Genomic DNA, 18,597 nt, shown 5'->3' with positions numbered 1-18,597 from the left:
TCATTTGCCGACCCGCAAGCCGATCATCACCGGCGTCCATATCGGCTTGAGAGGGTTTGCGCAAAGGGTGCCGGGTCCGCAGCGTCCCGATCTTGCATATTAGCCTCTGGGGAAAAACTCGCTGCCTTCCCCCGTTAGATGCCGCGCCCAGGTCCGCGTCCTCAGATGCCAAGCGATTTCAACTTGCGGTGCAAGGCCGACCGCTCCATTCCGACAAACTCGGCCGTGCGGGAGATGTTGCCGCCGAAACGATTGATCTGCGCGACGAGATACTCCTTCTCGAACACTTCGCGCGCGTCGCGCAGCGGTAGGGCCAGGATCTGGCCGTCCGACTGACTCGGCGTGCGCGGCAACATTTCGCCCACCTCCCGCGGCAACATGTCGGCCGAGATCGCGGTGTCCGCATCGCCGTCACGCGACAGGATCATCAGACGTTCAACATTGTTGCGCAACTGCCGGACGTTTCCGGGCCAGTCGCTGGACTGCAGTACGGCCATCGCCTCCGGGCTAATGGCCTTCGGCTTGATGCCGGTCTGTTCACTGATCTGCGTCATGAAGGCCTCGATCAGCAGCGGAATGTCCTGGCGCCGATCGGCGAGCGGCGGCACGACGATCGGGACAACGGCAAGCCGATGATAGAGATCCTCGCGGAATATGCCATCGGCGATCATCGATTCGAGATTCTGCGCGGTTGAAGAGATGATCCGGACGTCGACTTTCACCCGCTTGGAGCCGCCGACCCGCTCGAACGTCTGTTCGGTGAGGACTCGCAGGATCTTGTTCTGTGTCTCACGCGGCATGTCGCCGACCTCATCGAGATACAGGACACCGCCATGGGCCTCCTCAAGGGCTCCGACCTTGCGCTCGACCCCCGGCGGCGTCTCCGTGCCGAAGAGTTCCACCTCCATCCGATCCGGGGTGATGGCGGCCGCATTGAGAGCAACGAAGGGGCCGTCCGCGCGGCTCGAGCCGGCGTGGATGGCGCGCGCCACCATTTCCTTGCCGGAACCCGAGGCGCCCAGGATCATCACCCGGCTGTTGGTGGGGCCGACCCGCTCCATCAGCGTCCGCAACTGGTTCATTGGGTGCGACTTTCCGATCAATTCGGCAAAATCGGACGAGCGACGACGCAGCTCCGAGACTTCGCGTTTCAGCTTCGACGTCTCGAGGGCTCTTTCGGCGATGAGGATCAGGCGATCGGCCTTGAACGGCTTTTCGATGTAATCATAGGCCCCGCGCCGGATCGCAGACACGGCCGTCTCGATATTGCCGTGCCCGGATATCATCACGACGGGGACTTCGGGATGCTGGACCTTGATCGCGTCCAGCAGATCAAGGCCGTCCAGCCGGCTGCCTTGCAGCCAGATATCAAGGAAGACAAGCCGCGGCACCCTGTCGGCGATCGACTGAAGCGCCGCATCCGATCCGCCCGCCGTACGCGTTTCATGACCCTCGTCCTCGAGAATCCCCGCTACCAGCTCGCGGATGTCGGCTTCGTCATCGACGATCAAGATGTCCGATGCCATCGGCCTCACCTGTCCTTTCTTCCGTCTCTTCTTCGTTCGGCTCGACGGCGGTCTCCATCGCCGGCAAGGTGATACGGACCAACGCCCCTTGAGGCTGATCCGGCGCATCGTCGAGGGCAATCGTTCCGCCGTGATCCTCGATAATCTTCCGGACGATCGCCAGACCGAGCCCCGTACCCTTCTCGCGTGTCGTCATGTAGGGCTCAAGCAGACGATCTCGATCCTCGCGCGGAAATCCACGGCCGTTATCGATGATTTCAACGACGTGACGGTCCTGGCCCGGCTCGGCGCGGATGATGACCCGACCATCAACATCCTCGTTCGCTTCAAGTGCTTCGACCGCGTTCTTCACCAGATTTCCGAAGGCTTGCGAGAGCAATCGGATGTCATAGGAACCGAGCATGGGCTGATCTGGAATATCGGCCTCGAAGGTGATCCCGTGGTCGCCCATTTCACGCATGAAGACCGCCTCGCGCAGCGCCTCGCGGAGATCCTTGGCTTCCATCTTCGGCTTCGGCATGCGCGCGAAGGTCGAGAATTCGTCAACCATGCGGCCGATGTCGGAGACCTGTCGCACAATCGTCTCGATGCACCGATCAAAGACTTCCCGATCATCCTCGACGCGTTTGCCGTAACGGCGCCGGATGCGCTCGGCGGAAAGCTGAATGGGGGTCAGCGGATTTTTGATCTCGTGGGCAATGCGACGGGCAACATCAGCCCAGGCGGAGGAGCGCTGAGCCTCGACAAGGTCAGTGATGTCGTCGATCGTCACGACGCTCCACTGGGCCCCCTCCGCTGCCTCGGAGGACGTGATCCGGATCGCCAGGGTCCTTTCTCGGTCGCGGATGCGCAGCTTGACGTCCTCTTGATACTCTGGCCGAGACGAGATCGACGCGGCGCGGTAGATCCTGCCGATGAGTGGAAACGTCTCATGGAGATTCCGACCCACCACGCCCTGTGATTCCACATCGAGAATGCGCTCGGCCGACGGATTGACCATCGTCACCGTACCGTCCCGTTCCACACCGATCACCCCGACTGTTACGCCCGACAGAACAGCCTCGGTGAAGCGGCGGCGTTCGTCGATAACATCCTTGGCGTGAACCAGTTCCGAACGCTGGCTGCGAAGCTGCAGGATCATGTTGTTGAACGTGTTCGACAGGGATCCGACGTCGCCGTCGGACGCGCGCACGGGAACGGATATGGACAGATTGCCGTCGCTGACCTCGTCGGCAGCGCCCATCAGCATCCGGATCGGTCGGACGAGCCGATCGGCCACGCCTATTCCGGTCCAGATCGCCGACAACAGGACAATCAGGGTGATCCCGAGATACAAAAGGGCAAAGGCGACCTGAAGGCCGAAGCGATTGGACTGGAGGCTGGAATATTCCGCCGAACGCTCCTCCATCAGCCGCAACGCAGCGATCACCTCGGGATCGACGGCGCGCACGGTGTAGAGATAGGCGTTCTGGATTTGCCGCAGCTGGATGATCGCGCCAACAAGGTTGGTCACGCCGGGAGGGATAAAGACGAGATTGCCTTCCGCTGCCTGTTTCAGTGCGTCGGCGGGAGGAACAGGAAGCGGCCGCTCGACCGCGACGTCAGCCTCCAGGAATGGTGTGCCGTCCGGCCGCAACAGCTGCGCTCCCAAGAGGGAGCGTCCCTTGGCCTGATCGGTCATCAGATTCTGAAAGCCGGTCGGATCGAGACCGAACAACCGACGTTGCTGGTCCAAATCGTAGGCCATCGAAAGAGTCGAGCCCTGGAGGTTGCGGGCATTCTCGTTGACATAGGCTCGCGCCACGCTGATCGAGGATTCTACGATCGTGCGGGTGCGAATCTCGAACCAGCGATCCAGGCCGAGATCGAGCGTGATCCCGGCCACGATAGCCACCAGCAGCGCAGGCACTGCGGCGACGATGGAGAACAGCGCGACGATGCGCACGTGCAGACGCGATGCGGCCTTTCCCTGCCGCCGCGCCCGGACCATGCGCATGACTTCCCGACCGATCAAAAGGCATAGGATCAGCACGAAGGCGCCGTTCACGACGGTCGCGATCGTCACAATGGTGTCCGTCGGGGCAATCGGCGTCAGTCCCATGAGGACGACAAACGAGATCGCGCCCGTCACCAGCGCTCCGACCACAGCCAGGAGGCCAGGAACGAGCATAAAGCGCCGCCGCTCCAAGAGGAACGGGACCTCGCTTTCTGTTTGCATCGGGTGAGACGTCATGGTTCGCCGCAAATGAGGATCACGTTGCTACGCCGCAACGGATTGTGTCTAATCTGCAACGAAAAACAGGAGATATCCAGCTATCTAATCGAACGGACGACCGAAATATCGAGGTCGCGAATTTTCTTACGCAGGGTATTTCGGTTGACGCCCAACAGATCGGCCGCTCGCACCTGGTTTCCACGTGTCGCCGCGAGAGCTGCCGCGATCAGCGGATATTCCACGTCTCGCAAGATCCGCTCATGCAGACCAGGCGGGGGCAGACCGTCTCCGAACGAGCCGAAATAATCACTGAGATATCGTTCCACGGCCGCGCTGAGATCGATCGGCCTGCCGCCATCGCTGTCGGTAGCCGGAGAGCTGGGGGCATCATTGGACAGTTCGTGTTCGACTAATTCGGCCGATATCTCGTCTTGCGGGTAGAGCGCGGACAGGCGACGAACAAGGTTTTCGAGTTCCCGAACGTTTCCAGGCCAAGGGTAGCGGCGCATGACGTCGAGCGCACCCTGGCTCAGCGTCTTTCGCGGCAGCCCCTCTTTTTCGGCCTGCGCGAAGAAATGTCTTGCGAGATCACCCAGATCCTCGATGCGCTCGCGCATCGGCGGCAGCCGCAGGGGCACGACGTTTAGCCGGTAGAACAGGTCCTCGCGAAACAGCCCGCGGCCGATCAATTGGCGCAGATCCTTATTGGTGGCAGCCACGATGCGCACGTCGGTGGCGATCGGCGTGCGCCCTCCGACAACGGTGTATTCACCCTGCTGGAGCACCCGCAAAAGTCGGGTCTGCGCTTCCATCGGCATGTCGCCGATCTCGTCGAGAAACAGCGTTCCACCCTCGGCTTGCTCGAAACGGCCGCTGGTGCGCGCCTGCGCGCCGGTAAAGGCGCCCTTCTCATGACCGAAAAGCTCGGATTCAATCAACTCGCGCGGAATGGCCGCCATGTTGATGGCGACGAACGGTCCCTTGCGCCGCCGTCCATAGTCGTGAAGCGCGCGGGCGACGAGCTCCTTGCCGGTGCCCGATTCCCCCGTGATCGTCACCGTGAGATCGGTCTGCATCATCCGGGCGAGCGCGCGGTAGATGTCCTGCATCGCCGGCGAACGGCCCACCAGCGGCATCGAGTCCTGGATGTCCTCCGGCGCGCCCGTCTTGGCACCGGGCCTTGGCTCGGACAGCGCGCGGCGCACGATCGCGACCAGTTCGGTCAGGTCGAAGGGCTTGGGAATGTAGTCATAGGCGCCCTTCTCCGACGCCTTGATCGCCGTCATGAACGTGTTCTGTGCACTCATGACGATCACCGGAAGGTCCGGTCGCGAGTTCTTGATTCGCGGCAGCGTGTCAAAGGCGTTGCCGTCGGGCATGAGAACATCGGTGATGATGAGATCGCCCTCGCCCGCGGAAATCCACCGCCATAGCGTCGCAATGTTCGAAGTGACGCGCACCTCGAAGCCGGCGCGCATCAGGGCCTGCGAGACCACCGTGCGGATCGCGGAGTCGTCGTCGGCGACGAGGATCTGCATACTCATTCTCGTGTCCTCAGATTTCCGTCCCGACAAGCAGATCAGGCTCGTCGGGAGTTCGCGCTTCACGCCAGGCAGGCATCAGTACGCGGAAGATCGTGTGCCCGGGCTGCGACGCGCATTCGATGACCCCGCCATGATCGCCGACGATCTTCGCGACAAGCGCAAGTCCAAGACCGGAGCCACTCGGCTTGGTCGTCACGAAGGGATCAAAGATGTGCTGGCGGATGTCCTCCGGCACACCGGCGCCGTTGTCCTCAACGGCGAACTCCAACGGTAGGGTGACGCGGTCCTTGGTACCGGGAACCGAAAGGCGGACGCCGGGCTTGAAAGCGGTCCAAAGGCGAATTTCGCCGCCGTCACGATCCCCCACGGCTTCCGCCGCATTCTTCAGCAGATTGAGGAAAACCTGTACGAGCTGATCCCGATTGGCCAGGACCGCCGGCAGCGACGGGTCGTAAAGTTCGGCGATCTTGATGTCCCGGGCAAAGCCGCTTTTGCCGAGCATCTTCACATGCTCCAGGACTGAATGGATGTTCACCGCCGATCGCTCGATCGGCCGCTGGTCGGAGAACACCTCCATCCGGTCGACCAGCTTGACGATCCGATCGCTCTCCTCCTGGATCAGCCGGGTCAATCCTCGGTCATCGTCGCTGGCTGAAGTAGCCAGAAGTTGGGCCGCGCCCTTGATCCCGGATAGCGGGTTACGGATTTCATGGGCCAGCATGGCCGCCAGCCCGGTAACCGACCGCGCGGCGGATCGGTGGGTTAGCTGGCGGTCCATCTTCTCGGCAATGGAGCGCAGCTGGATCATTACCACGACGAGATCGGACTCGTCCGGCAGGTTCGAGACGTACAGATCCACCAGGCGTTCGCCGCCAAGACGCGGCGAGGAAAGGTCGACGCGGTATTCGCTAATCCGCCCCTGCTGCTGCCGGACCTGCTCGATCAGCGCGAAGAGCGGGCTATCCCCCGGCACGAAGTCCTGGATCCGCCGCTTGGCGAGACTGGCCATACCGGCCGAAAAGAACTGCTCGGCATCGGAATTGGCGAACCGAAAATGTCCATCGCTATCGAGAACGACGACGGGATGCGGCAAGGCATTCAGGATGCGCGTGTGTTCCGACGCAACAGCCGGGGATTCAAGTGGGATTGTCACAGGTCAGGCCGCATCGCGTAGGAAATCATGCTGGACGATCGGCTCCACATCGGACAGGCGGGCGTCGCCAAACAGGCGCCGCAGACAGACGACGATAGCCGCCGGTTCACGGCCCGCCATGACCGACGCTCTATCCGCCGCCGGGATCGGTCCGACGCCGGCGCCGAAACGGTCGAGGTACCAGCCCAGATGCTTGCGCGCATGGCGGACGCCGACCTTCAAGCCGTAGTGGGCCAGCATCATATCGTAGTGCTCCTCGACGAGATCGAACAGGCGGATGGCGGACAGGTCCTTCAAGCCGACCCTGCCGGCGAGAAGTCCCGGCAGCCAGGGCCGTCCCTGCGCCCCGCGACCGACCATGACGGCATCGGCCCGGCTCGATGTCAGCATCGGTTCCAGTTGATGCGAATGGGTGAGGTCGCCATTGGCGACGACCGGCACGGTGACAGCGTCCCGCACTGCCGCGATCGCCGGCCAGTCGGCTTTTCCGTCATAGAAATCGGCGCGGGTTCGCCCATGCACGGTTATCATCCGCACGCCCGCCGCCTCGGCCCTCGCCGCAAGTTCAGGAGCGTTGATCGAGGCGCGATCCCAACCGAGCCGCATCTTCAACGTCACCGGAACATCGCCGGCACCGGCGACCGTCGCTTCGACAATCCGCAAGGCGAGATCAGGTTCGCGCATCAGCGCCGAGCCAGACAATCCGCCGACGACTTTTTTCGCCGGACAGCCCATGTTGATGTCGACGATGTCGGCGCCGAGGTGCACCAGCCGTTCGGCTGCCTGGCGCATCCACTTCGGATCGCGGCCGGCGAGCTGGACGGCGTGGGTGCCCGATCCGTCCCGCATCGCCCGCATCGCACTCGCGTCGCAACCTTTGACGAATTCGCCGCTGGCGACCATTTCGGATACAACTAGCCCGGCGCCGAATCGGCGCGCGAGGCGGCGTAATGGAACGTCGGAAACGCCTGACAAAGGCGCCAGGAAGACGCGGTTTCCCAAGCGGTTCAGCCCAACCGACAGCGGTTGATCGAGACCGTGCGGATGGGCCCGCGAAGCGCCGGTTTCGGAGCTCTTTCCAGGATGGGTCGATTCTCGCATCATTAGGACTGCACTTTATCGAGGCGTGCTCAAATGACAAGCATATTGCACTTGCGAAGTCATTCTCATCTGTGATCCAGACTGGGACGACACAAGGGAGGGATCGCCAGAATGAAATCCACTGTCGCGGCGGTCGTCGTCGCTGCGGGGCGCGGCGAACGGGCCGGCCAATCCCATGAAGGGCCGAAACAATACCGCTGCATCGCAGGACGACCCGTTCTGGCCTGGACCCTCGACAGACTGCGTTCGCATCCAGCTATCGATCGCGTCGTTCTGGTCATCCACCCCGACGACACAGACCTGCTGCGCAAGGCTCTCGGGACCGATGGCAGTGACGACCTGCAAATCGTCATCGGCGGTCCGACGCGCCAGGAATCGGTCCGTCTTGGACTGGCTGCTCTGGCCGAGACCCCGCCGGATCGAGTGCTCATCCACGATGCCGTCCGGCCTTTCGTCGACGCGGCGCTGATCGACCGGACGCTGGCGGCTCTTTCCGATATTGCCGGTGCCATCCCGGCGCTGCCCGTCGCCGACACCCTGAAACTTGGCGCCGAGACCGGCCTGATCGCCGCGACGGTCGACCGGCGGCAACTCTTTGCCGCCCAGACGCCGCAGGGCTTTCATTTCGTCCCGATCCGCGACGCGCACGAACGGGCGGCCCGGTCCGGCCGCACCGATTTCACCGACGACGCCTCGATCGCCGAATGGGCCGGGCTTGTCGTGCGACTCGTCGGCGGCTCGCCCGACAATGTGAAACTGACGACCGCGCGTGATATCGCCCTGGCAGATGAACGATTGAGGGGTGCCCAGGGCATGATCGATGTCAGAACCGGCAATGGCTATGACGTCCACCGGCTGGTCGATGGCGACCATGTGACCCTGTGCGGCGTGCGGATCGCCCATGATCGCGCACTGTCCGGACATTCCGATGCCGATGTCGGGTTGCACGCGCTTACCGACGCCTTGCTCGCCACTTGCGGGGCGGGCGACATCGGCGACCATTTCCCACCGAGCGATCCCCAATGGCGCGGTGCGCCGTCGCATCTCTTCGTCGCCAAGGCTGTGGAAATCGTCCGTGTAAAGGGCGGACGGATCATGAATGCCGATGTGTCGCTGATCTGCGAGGCGCCGAAGATCGCGCCGCATCGCGAGACGATGCGGCAGGCGATCGCGAAGATGACCGGGATCGACCTCGACCGGATATCGGTCAAGGCGACGACCAACGAAACGATCGGTTTCGTCGGGCGACAGGAGGGCATCGCGGCGATCGCCACGGCGAGCGTCGCCTACGGAGAAAACGCGTGACGGAAAAGGCGGACGAGAACGCCGACAAGGCTCGCAGGGTCATCGAGGCCTACGCTGCGCTCGGCCTGAAGATCGCCACTGCCGAGTCCTGCACGGGCGGGATGATCGCGGCGGCACTGACGGATATCGCCGGGTCTTCGGCTGCTTTCGAACGCGGGTTCGTGACCTACTCGAACGAAGCTAAAATCGCGATGGTTGGTGTTGATCCGGCAAGTCTGATGGCCGACGGTGCCGTGTCGGAAGCCGTGGCCCGGCAGATGGCCGGCGGCGCCTTGCGGGCCTCCAACGCGGATGTCGCCATATCCGTTACTGGCATCGCCGGCCCGGGTGGCGGTTCGGCGACAAAGCCCGTCGGCCTCGTCCACTTCGCCTGCGCGAGCCCTCGCGACGATATTCATGTCGAGATGCGCTTCGGCGACCTTGGCCGCGCCGCGATCCGGAGTGCCAGCGTCTGCGTCGGGCTCGATCTGTTGCTGGAAGCGGTGAGAGATCAGCCGACCTGCTGAGAATCGGCCGCGCGGGTATCGAGACCATAGATTGCATCGGCGCGCTCCTCGAATGCTGCGGCGAACCGGCGAAAGGCATAGTCGAACATCGATCCCATCAAAAGGCCGAGTGTCCGGCTCTTGAATTCGTAATCGATGAAGAAATTCACGTCGCAGCCGCCGTCTCTGGCCGTCTTGAAGTTCCAGCGATTGTCGAGATAGCGGAACGGTCCGTCGACATATTTGACGTCGATCCGGCGTTCGGCGGGCTTGAGCAAGACCTGGGTCGAGAATGTTTCCCGAACCATCTTGTAAGCGACCGTCATATCGGCCACGAGCAAGGTCTTGCCGTCCTTTTCGCGTCGCGAGCGAACGATCAGCTGCTGGCAGAGCGGCAGGAATTCCGGATATGTCTCAACATCCGCGACAAGCGCGAACATTTCGTCGGGGCTATGGCGCACATGGCGCGTCGTTTCGAACTTTGCCATGATCCCGCAATATTAGGCTGCGGCCTCGCGGGCAAGACGCGCCGCTTTGAGCCGGTCGAAATCTTCTCCGGCATGATGCGACGAGCGGGTCAGCGGACTGGACGCGACAACGAGGAAGCCTTTGGACAGGGCCACAGTCTCAAAGGACGCGAACTCTTCCGGAGTCACGAAGCGCATCACAGCGTGATGTTTTTTCGTCGGCTGCAGATATTGCCCGATGGTGAGGAAATCGACGTCGGCGGTCCGCAGGTCGTCCATCAGTTGCAGTACCTCGTTCCTTTCCTCGCCGAGGCCGACCATGATGCCCGATTTGGTGAACATCGTCGGATCGAGTTCCTTGACCCGCTGCAAGAGCCGGATCGAATGGAAATAGCGGGCTCCAGGCCGAACGGTCAGATAGTTCGACGGCACCGTTTCCAGATTGTGGTTGAAGACGTCGGGCTTGGCGGCCACCACCGCTTCGAGCGCGCCCGGCTTGCGCAGGAAATCCGGCGTCAGAATCTCGATCGTCGTTCCCGGCGCGATGGCGCGGATGGCGCGGATCGTCTTGACGAAGTGTTCCGCGCCCCCGTCGGGCAGATCGTCGCGATCGACTGAGGTGATAACGACATGGGCCAGTCCCATCGCCGCAACGGCGCGGCCAACGCTCTCCGGTTCGCTTTCGTCCAGCGCCTTCGGCAAACCGGTCGCGACATTGCAGAAAGCACAGGCCCGGGTACAGATCCCGCCCATGATCATGAAGCTCGCGTGCTTCTTTTCCCAGCAACCCCCGATATTGGGGCAGCCAGCCTCCTCGCAGACCGTCACGAGATTATTTGAACGGGTAATTTCGCGGGTTTCGTAATAGCCCTTGGACACAGGCGCCTTGACGCGTATCCAGTCCGGCTTCTTCAGACTAGCCGCCTGATCCGGACGATGGGCTTTTTCGGGATGCCGCGGCCGGGGAGCCCCCCCGGCCGGCAGGCGGTTATCGAGCACGGTGACCATAGGCCCAATCTAGTTCCAGCAGCCGCTGCGTGCAAACGGTTCCTAGGTCCCACGACCGCGAAACATGCGGAAAATCGCGATCAACAAACTGGCGCCAATGAAACCAATAACCAAGTAGGCAAACCATCCGGTAAACCCGAGATTGAACAGCGCCAGAATGGCGTTGAGGACGATCGCGCCCACAATTCCGAGGATAATGTTCATTACGAGACCCATGTCGCTCTTCATGAACTTCTCGGCAAGCCAGCCGGCCAAGCCGCCGATAATGATCGCGGCGATCCAGCCAACACCATTTATTTCCATGTCACTCTCCTATCAACGAGACAACTGAACTTAGAAATTGGGCCGCGAATCCTTCCGGCAAGATCCAATAAAAACAAAAAATTCATTTGAAACTATCGCGCAGGAACGACGTTATAGGAAGTTTGCCAAGGAAAACATGATGATCCGTATTACATGTGGATAACCCGGCCATAAGCGTCGAGTACGCTTTCGTGCATCATTTCCGAAAGGGTGGGATGCGGGAAGACGGAGTGCATCAGTTCTTCCTCGGTGGTTTCCAGCCCCATGGCGATGACGAAGCCCTGGATGAGTTCGGTCACTTCCGCGCCGACCATATGGGCACCGAGCAATTCGCCGGTCTTGGCATCGAAGACGGTTTTCACCAGCCCCTCGGGCTCTCCCAGCGCGATCGCCTTGCCATTACCCTTGAAGTTGAAGCGGCCGATTTTGACCTCGCGGCCGGCCTCCTTGGCCTTGGCCTCCGTCAGGCCGACCGATGCGACCTGCGGCTGGCAATAAGTGCAGCCGGGAATCTGCGTCGTCTTCATGGGATGGACGTCCATCCCCTTGATCTTTTCGACGCAGATCGTGCCTTCGTGCTCTGCCTTGTGAGCGAGCATCGGCGGGCCGGCGACATCGCCGATTGCGTAGATTCCTTCGACACTGGTCCGGCCGAAACCGTCGATCTTGACGATGCCGCGCTCGATCGCGACGCCGGATTCCTCGAGCCCCAGGCCCTCGATATTGCCCTGAACGCCGACCGCAGAGATCAGTCGCTCGGCCTTCAGCGTCTCGGTCTTGCCCCCCTTGGCTTCGACTGTCACCTCGACGCCCTGCCCGGATTTCGTCACCTTCGACACCTTGGCGTCGGTGAGGATCTTGATTCCCTGCTTCTCCAGCTGCTTGCGGGCGACGCCCGCGATCTCGGCATCCTCGACCGGCATGATCTGCGGTAGCAGTTCGACGACCGTTACCTCGGCACCCATCGTGCGGTAGAAGGAGGCGAATTCGATGCCGATAGCACCCGATCCCATGACGATGAGAGACTTGGGCATCGCCGCCGGCTTCATCGCCTCGAAATAGGTCCAGATGCGATCGCCGTCGGGCTCGATGCCCGGCAGAACGCGCGGCCGCGCGCCAGTGGCGACGATCACATGCCTGGCCTTGTAGGTCCCCTCCCCGAGCACAACCTTGGGCACCGGATTTTGGGGTTCCACCGCCGGCTTCTTCATCTTGCCGACCGACACCTCGGCGGGAACGCCCTTACCGGCTTTGGCGATCTTCGCTTCGCCCCAGATGACGTCGATCTTGTTCTTCTTCATCAGATAGCCGACGCCGCCATTCAGCTGCGCCGAAACGCCGCGCGAGCGCTTGACCACCGCGGCGATGTCGAAGCCGGGCTTGTCGATCGTCAACCCGTAGTCCTTGGCATTCTCGGCATAGTGGAAGATCTCCGCCGAGCGCAGGAGCGCCTTGGTCGGGATGCAGCCCCAGTTGAGACAAATGCCGCCGAGGTGCTCGCGTTCCACGATGGCGGTCTTGAAACCAAGCTGCGCCGCCCGAATCGCCGCGACGTAGCCGCCTGGTCCGCCGCCGATGATGAGAATGTCGTAGGTATCAGCCATGCTTCGTCTCCTCGCTCGGATGAGATTGGTCAGCCGAGCCGTCGACAGCTCCGCGCAAGATCGCTTTCACTGGCTCGACCAGCGCCTCGCCCAGAGCGCGCGTGTGTGTCGCGTCCAGATGGACGCCATCGAGTGTCACGGTTTCGCAGACTTCCGCCGCATCGAAGACCGCGCAGCCATACTCCTCGCCGACCTTGGTGACGGCGGAGCGGAAATGCTGCGATTCCTCGACACCATCGCCGAACAGAAGCGCGAAATCCGGCTCCATGGTTTCCGAAAAGGTCGGTGGCGCGACAAGCAGGATCTCCGGCGCTTCATAGCCGCGCTGATAGGAAAAGGTCTGGATGATCTCGACGATCCGTTCCAGCCCCTGCCGCGACTCGAACACCCGCCCGCCGCCGGTGTGACGCTTCAGATCGTTGGTTCCTAAAAGCACAACGACGAGATCGAGCGGCTGATGCGCGCCGAGTGCCGTCGGCAAGGTCTTTACTCCGTTGCGTTCAACCGCGACTGTATGGTCATCAAAGGCCGTCGTGCGGCCGTTCAGCGCGTCGGTGATAACCACGAAATCATCACCGAGTGCCTTGGCGAGCACATTCGGCCAGCGGTCGTCGAAGCCGTGACGCAGACCGGTCGCGGAATCGTAGCCCCAGGTCAGCGAGTCGCCATAGCACAGGACGGTTTTCATCGGCGGCCTCGAAACTTGGATGTCGTTCCTCGGGACGATTGCTTCAAGAAGTGGCTGCGCATCGTCACACCAGCATCGACATCGGGTTTTCGATCAGCTGCTTGAACGCCGCCATGAGCTGTGCGCCGAGCGCACCGTCGACTGCGCGATGGTCAGTGGAGAGCGTCGCGCTCATGATCGTCGCGACCGTGACCGCGCCGTTCTTGACCACCGCCCGTTGCTCACCGGCTCCCACGGCCAGGATCGTCGCATGCGGCGGGTTGATGACCGCCGCAAAGTCCTTGATGCCGAACATGCCGAGATTGGACACTGCCGTGGTGCCGCCCTGATACTCTTCCGGCTTCAGTTTGCGCGTGCGGGCGCGCTTGGCCATGTCCTTCATCTCGTTGGAAATCGCCGAAAGGGTCTTCTCCTCCGCCCGCCTGATGATCGGGGTGATCAGACCGCCTTCGATCGACACCGCGACGCCGACATCGGCGTGCTGGTGCTGCAGCATGGCGGCGTCGGTCCACGAAACGTTGGCTGTCGGCACCGCCTTCAGCGCCAACGCCATCGCCTTGATGATCATGTCGTTGACCGACAGCTTATAGGCAGGGCGGTCGCCGGCCTCGCCCTTGATCATCGGCGCAGCATCATTGAGCTGTTTGCGCAGCGCCAGCAGCGCATCGAGTTCGCAGTCGATCGTCAGATAGAAATGCGGGATCGTCGTCTTCGCCTCGACGAGGCGCTTGGCGATGGTCTTGCGCATACCGTCGTGCGGCACCTTTTCGTAGGAGCCTTCCTCGAAGAGCTTGAGGATGGACTCGTCGCTAGCCGCCTTGGCCATCGGTGCCGCCGTCGGTTGCGCGGCCGCCACGCCCGTTTCCGCCGGAGCCGCCTTCCTGGCACCGCCCTTCGCCGCGGCTTCCACATCAGTCTTCACAACCCGGCCATGGGGGCCGGAGCCTTCGACGGTGCCAATATCGATGCCCGCGTCCTTGGCCAAACGCCGCGCCAGCGGCGAGGCAAAGACGCGCTCGCCCTTGGCGCCATCGGACGCCGCTGGTTCCGCTCCGCCCGAAGCGCGACTGTCGGCGCGCATCGCGGCGTCCTTCGCATCGGCCTCAGAACCCGTCGCCGCGGCGTCGGCTTGCGGATCGGCTTTGATCGCGCCGGCCTGTCCATCGCCCTGAGGCGCCGTAGCCCCACTCGAGGCGCCACCGCCAGCTGCCGCGTCCTCGGCGCTCTCGCCGTCAGCGGCCAGGATGGCGATGATCTCGTTGACCTTGACGCCCTCGGTACCGGCCGCGACGACGATCTTGGCGACAGTGCCCTCGTCGACGGCCTCGACCTCCATCGTCGCCTTGTCGGTCTCGATCTCGGCGATGATGTCGCCGGAGGACACCTGGTCGCCCTCCTTGACCAGCCATTTGGCGAGGTTGCCCTCTTCCATGGTCGGTGAGAGCGCGGGCATCGTCACGTTGATCGGCATCCGGAACGTCTCCTCAATGGCCCTTACGCCGGGCGTCGTGTTCTTGTGCGTGGGCTGCCAGCGCGGCGACATGCGCCGACCAGCCGCTGCGATGGTCGAGCAGCAGCGTGGCGCGCTCGGCTTCCGGCGCCGCGTGCCAGCCCTGATGTTCGATCGTGACGCGGGTGCCGCTGCCCCGCTGTTCGAGCGTTACCGACACCACCGTGTCGAACTCCCAGTCTTCGTCGGCCCAGACCATGACGAAGCCGCGTGGGGGATGATAGGCCGTGACCTTCGCGCGCGTAGTTCGTTGCCGTCCCGACGGATCTTTCCAGGGTTCCAGGAAGCGACCGCCGTGCTTTGGCTCGAATTCCAACTCCTCGCGCCACCAGCTCTTGAAACATTCGGGCTTGGTCAGGCACTCCCACACCGAGGCCGGCGAGACGTCGACATCCTGGACGATCAAGAGGCTGTCGCCAGCCTCCTTCGATCCGATGTTCGCGGTCTCGGCATGCATCGCGTCAATCCCGATAAGTGACGGACTTGACCGCGTCGATCACCTCTTTGACCGACGGCAGCGCCAGCTTTTCCAGATTGGCCGCATAGGGCATCGGAACGTCCTTGCCGCAGATCTTCAGCACCGGTGCGTCGAGGTGATCGAAGGCACGGACCATCAGCTCGGATGCAATGTGGGAGCCGACTGAACCTTGCGGCCAGCCCTCTTCCACCGTGACGCAGCGATTGGTCTTCTTCACCGAGCGAACGACCGCGTCGATGTCCATCGGCCGGATGGTGCGAAGATCGATGATCTCGGCGTCGATCCCGTCCTTGGCGAGTTCCTCGGCCGCCTTCACCGCATAGGTCATGCCGATGCCGAAAGACACGATGGTGACGTCGGCGCCCTTCCTGTGGACGCGGGCCTTGCCGATCGGCACGGTCCAGTCGTCGATCTTCGGAATGTCGAAGGACTGGCCGTAGAGGATTTCGTTCTCGAGGAAAATCACCGGATTGGGATCGCGGATCGCGGATTTCAGAAGTCCCTTGGCGTCGGCAGCGGTGTAGGGCTGCACCACCTTGAGGCCAGGTATATGACTATACCAGGCGGCGTAGTCCTGGCTGTGCTGGGCGGCAACGCGCGCAGCCGCGCCATTCGGCCCACGGAAGACAATCGGGCAGCCCATCTGACCGCCGGCCATGTAAAGCGTCTTGGCGGCCGAATTGATGATCTGGTCGATCGCCTGCATAGCGAAGTTGAAAGTCATGAACTCGACGATCGGCCGCAACCCCGCGAAGGCGGCGCCAACTCCAAGACCGGCGAAACCGTGCTCGGTGATCGGCGTATCGACGACGCGCCGCGCGCCAAATTCGTCGAGCAACCCCTGGGTGATCTTGTAAGCGCCCTGATACTCGGCGACCTCCTCGCCCATGACGAAGACGGTCTCGTCGCGGCGGAGCTCCTCGGCCATCGCGTCACGCAGCGCTTCGCGCACCGTCGTCGCCACCATTTCGGTGCCTTCGGGAATCTCCTGGCCGAACCCGCCGGTATCGTCCTCCGGCTCGGGATGGACCTTGCCCTCGGCCGGTACGCGTCGATTCTCGACGCCGTCGCCCGTGGGTTCGCTCGCTCCGGACTCGGCCGCCACCTCGTCGCGCTCTTGCACGGGGCCGCCGCCGGACGATGCGCCGCCGAGCGCGCTCGCGTCCTCGCCGTCGACCAGCAACAGCGCGATCGGCGTATTGACCTTCACACCCTCGGTGCCGGCTTCGATCAGGATCTTGCCAAGCTTGCCTTCATCGACGGCCTCCACCTCCATCGTCGCCTTGTCGGTTTCGATCTCGGCGATCACATCGCCTGGCGCGACGTCGTCTCCCTCCTGCTTGATCCATTTAGCCAGATTGCCCTCTTCCATGGTCGGGGACAGGGCGGGCATCAAAATTTCAGTCGGCATCGTCGGGTCCCCTTACTCGGCCGCCTGCGGAATCTCGTCCGCGTAAATGTCGGTCCATAGCTCGGAGACATCCGGCTCCGGATCGTTCTGGCCAAAGTCCGCAGCGTCGGCGACGATCTCGCGGACTTCCTTGTCGATGGCCTTCACGTCGTCCTCGGACATGGCGTGGTCTTCCATGAGCCGGCGCTTGACCTGCTCGATGGGATCGGACTCCGACCGCATCTTCTGCACCTCATCGCGGCTGCGATATTTCGCCGGATCGGACATGGAGTGGCCGCGATAACGGTAGGTCATCATCTCCAGGATGATCGGCCCGTCGCCCTTGCGGCAATGTTCGGCGGCAAGATCGCCCGCCGCCTTCACCGCCCGCACGTCCATGCCATCGACCTGAATGCCCGGAATCTTGAACGAAAGGCCGCGATGGGAAAAATCCGTCTCGGCCGAGGCGCGATTGACCGAAGTTCCCATCGCGTAACGATTGTTCTCGATGACGTAGATCACCGGCAGCTTCCACAGCGAGGCCATGTTGAAGCTCTCATACACTTGGCCCTGGTTGGCGGCGCCGTCGCCGAAATAGGTCACTGCGACCGCGTCGGTGCCATTGTAGCGGTTGGCGAAGGCGAGCCCGGTGCCGATCGATACCTGCGCCCCCACGATGCCGTGTCCACCGAAGAATTTCTTCTCCTTCGAGAACATGTGCATCGAGCCGCCCTTGCCCTTGGAATAGCCACTGCGGCGTCCGGTCAACTCGGCCATCACGCCGCGCGCTTCCATCCCGGTCGCGAGCATATGGCCATGATCGCGATAGCCGGTGACGACCTGATCGCCCTCCTTCAAGGCCATCTGCATGCCGACGACCACGGCCTCCTGGCCGATATAAAGATGGCAGAAACCGCCGATGAAGCCCATGCCGTAGAGCTGCCCGGCCTTTTCCTCGAAGCGACGAATGAGCAGCATGTCGCGATAGGCTTGCAACTCGCTATCCTTGGAAAAGGATGCCGGCTTGGGCGGATCGAAATGTTCGAGCGTCTTGACGATTTCTGCGGAGGAATCCGCCGGCTTGCCCTTTTGTTGGGCGCTCGCTCCGCCTGCATCCTTCGCCGCGGGGTATTTCTTCTGCCTGGCCGCCATGGTGCCTCCCGGTCTTGACCTGCCGACGCGCGGCCTCAAATCCTTAGGTTAGTATAGACGGCGCGCAGCCGTCATCAAGCGAGACGGGCCTGTTTAACTGATTTTTTGTTTAATTGCTGCTATGCGGCAAATTAACGATAAATCCGTTAATCTGCTGTTCGGTCTTGGGTGTGTATATGCCACCGATGCCGAAAGCGGCGCTGGGGAGCCCTTGCAGTGCACCAATGGTGGTCCTTTGGCTAACGCATTCGCGGGCGTCAGCGAAGGATGACGATCTCGTCGTCGGTCGTCACATTGAGCGCCCGACGCGCACGCTCGTCGATCATGTCGCGCTCCAGCGTTCCGTCATGCAGGAGTTGCACCCGCTGCTCGAGCCTCTCGCGAAGTCGCTTCACCTCGTCGAGCCTGGCGCCGCGCTCGGCCAGTTCCCGGCTCAATGCGGCCTTCGCCTCGAGGCTATAGCGTCCACTTTGGGCGTGGATCGCGAAATAGGCCAAAAAGCTGACGGTGATTGCCGGCACGATCAACCGGCCAATATGGCTCTGCCGCTTTTGAATAGTGCGCATCTTAGCTCCTCGCCCGCACCATCGCAGCCCACGCTTAAGAGAGCGTAAACCAAGACCGGACAGAGGCTTTTCCAGGCATAGATCGTGGCCGGTATTTCCGCC

Annotated in this window: 17 protein-coding genes; 2 read left to right on the top strand and 15 right to left on the bottom strand. The window is 62.4% G+C overall.

Going from position 1 to position 18,597, the window contains the following annotated elements:
* Nucleotides 1–161: 161 nt before the first annotated feature.
* The 5 genes from ntrX to dusB all read right to left on the bottom strand — a co-directional run bounded on the left by ntrX (nucleotide 162) and on the right by dusB (nucleotide 7,542).
* Nucleotides 162–1,526, bottom strand: a complete 1,365-nt coding sequence (gene ntrX / locus ING15_RS06255; protein ID WP_206453937.1) for a nitrogen assimilation response regulator NtrX — start codon at nucleotides 1,524–1,526, stop codon at nucleotides 162–164.
* Nucleotides 1,498–3,744, bottom strand: coding sequence for a sensor histidine kinase NtrY-like (locus tag ING15_RS06250; RefSeq protein WP_232845603.1), 2,247 nt, complete (start codon nucleotides 3,742–3,744; stop codon nucleotides 1,498–1,500). Before ING15_RS06250 ends, ntrX begins: the two co-directional genes overlap by 29 nt.
* Before the next feature lie 95 nt (nucleotides 3,745–3,839).
* Nucleotides 3,840–5,285, bottom strand: coding sequence for a nitrogen regulation protein NR(I) (gene ntrC, locus ING15_RS06245; protein ID WP_206453935.1), 1,446 nt, complete (start codon nucleotides 5,283–5,285; stop codon nucleotides 3,840–3,842).
* 10 nt (nucleotides 5,286–5,295) lie between these two features.
* Entirely contained in the window at nucleotides 5,296–6,438 is a 1,143-nt protein-coding gene (locus ING15_RS06240; protein ID WP_332873786.1) for a two-component system sensor histidine kinase NtrB, read from the bottom strand.
* A 3-nt stretch (nucleotides 6,439–6,441) separates the two neighbouring features.
* The gene (gene dusB, locus ING15_RS06235) at nucleotides 6,442–7,542 is read right to left on the bottom strand and encodes a tRNA dihydrouridine synthase DusB (protein WP_408628680.1); all 1,101 of its coding nucleotides are present in this window, start codon (nucleotides 7,540–7,542) and stop codon (nucleotides 6,442–6,444) included.
* 108 nt (nucleotides 7,543–7,650) lie between these two features.
* Between dusB and ING15_RS06230 the strand changes: the two genes are divergently transcribed.
* Nucleotides 7,651–8,844 carry a bifunctional 2-C-methyl-D-erythritol 4-phosphate cytidylyltransferase/2-C-methyl-D-erythritol 2,4-cyclodiphosphate synthase gene (locus ING15_RS06230; protein ID WP_206453933.1) on the top strand — a complete coding sequence of 398 codons (1,194 nt, stop codon included), beginning with the start codon at nucleotides 7,651–7,653 and terminating at the stop codon, nucleotides 8,842–8,844.
* Nucleotides 8,841–9,350 carry a CinA family protein gene (locus ING15_RS06225; protein ID WP_206453932.1) on the top strand — a complete coding sequence of 170 codons (510 nt, stop codon included), beginning with the start codon at nucleotides 8,841–8,843 and terminating at the stop codon, nucleotides 9,348–9,350. Before ING15_RS06230 ends, ING15_RS06225 begins: the two co-directional genes overlap by 4 nt.
* On the opposite strand, the gene ING15_RS06220 is transcribed toward ING15_RS06225, so the two are convergent.
* The 10 genes from ING15_RS06220 to ING15_RS06175 all read right to left on the bottom strand — a co-directional run bounded on the left by ING15_RS06220 (nucleotide 9,335) and on the right by ING15_RS06175 (nucleotide 18,495).
* Complete coding sequence (locus ING15_RS06220; protein ID WP_206453931.1) at nucleotides 9,335–9,817, bottom strand: type II toxin-antitoxin system RatA family toxin; 483 nt, start codon at nucleotides 9,815–9,817, stop codon at nucleotides 9,335–9,337. The genes ING15_RS06225 and ING15_RS06220 overlap by 16 nt on opposite strands.
* 12 nt (nucleotides 9,818–9,829) lie before the next feature.
* Entirely contained in the window at nucleotides 9,830–10,804 is a 975-nt protein-coding gene (gene lipA, locus ING15_RS06215) for a lipoyl synthase (protein WP_206453930.1), read from the bottom strand.
* 42 nt (nucleotides 10,805–10,846) lie between these two features.
* Nucleotides 10,847–11,107, bottom strand: coding sequence for a GlsB/YeaQ/YmgE family stress response membrane protein (locus ING15_RS06210; RefSeq protein WP_206453929.1), 261 nt, complete (start codon nucleotides 11,105–11,107; stop codon nucleotides 10,847–10,849).
* Between the two features lie 149 nt (nucleotides 11,108–11,256).
* Nucleotides 11,257–12,711 (bottom strand): dihydrolipoyl dehydrogenase, encoded by a 1,455-nt coding sequence (lpdA, locus tag ING15_RS06205; protein ID WP_206453928.1) that lies wholly within the window; start codon nucleotides 12,709–12,711, stop codon nucleotides 11,257–11,259.
* Entirely contained in the window at nucleotides 12,704–13,399 is a 696-nt protein-coding gene (locus ING15_RS06200; RefSeq protein WP_206453927.1) for an SGNH/GDSL hydrolase family protein, read from the bottom strand. The genes lpdA and ING15_RS06200 overlap by 8 nt, the downstream gene beginning before the upstream one ends.
* 64 nt (nucleotides 13,400–13,463) lie before the next feature.
* Nucleotides 13,464–14,870 carry a pyruvate dehydrogenase complex dihydrolipoamide acetyltransferase gene (locus ING15_RS06195; protein WP_206453926.1) on the bottom strand — a complete coding sequence of 469 codons (1,407 nt, stop codon included), beginning with the start codon at nucleotides 14,868–14,870 and terminating at the stop codon, nucleotides 13,464–13,466.
* Nucleotides 14,871–14,883: 13 nt separating this feature from the next.
* Nucleotides 14,884–15,366, bottom strand: a complete 483-nt coding sequence (locus ING15_RS06190; protein ID WP_206453925.1) for an SRPBCC family protein — start codon at nucleotides 15,364–15,366, stop codon at nucleotides 14,884–14,886.
* Between the two features lie 4 nt (nucleotides 15,367–15,370).
* Complete coding sequence (locus ING15_RS06185) at nucleotides 15,371–16,798, bottom strand: pyruvate dehydrogenase complex E1 component subunit beta (RefSeq protein ID WP_206453924.1); 1,428 nt, start codon at nucleotides 16,796–16,798, stop codon at nucleotides 15,371–15,373.
* Nucleotides 16,799–16,810: 12 nt separating this feature from the next.
* Nucleotides 16,811–17,929 (bottom strand): pyruvate dehydrogenase (acetyl-transferring) E1 component subunit alpha, encoded by a 1,119-nt coding sequence (pdhA, locus tag ING15_RS06180; RefSeq protein WP_206453923.1) that lies wholly within the window; start codon nucleotides 17,927–17,929, stop codon nucleotides 16,811–16,813.
* Nucleotides 17,930–18,186: 257 nt separating this feature from the next.
* Nucleotides 18,187–18,495, bottom strand: coding sequence for an FtsB family cell division protein (locus tag ING15_RS06175; protein ID WP_206453922.1), 309 nt, complete (start codon nucleotides 18,493–18,495; stop codon nucleotides 18,187–18,189).
* Nucleotides 18,496–18,597: the final 102 nt, after the last annotated feature.

Source organism: Aurantimonas marina, from assembly GCF_017183135.1.
GTDB classification, from domain to species: Bacteria; Pseudomonadota; Alphaproteobacteria; order Rhizobiales; family Rhizobiaceae; genus Aurantimonas; species Aurantimonas marina.
This window is presented reverse-complemented; position numbering and strand designations above follow the sequence as displayed.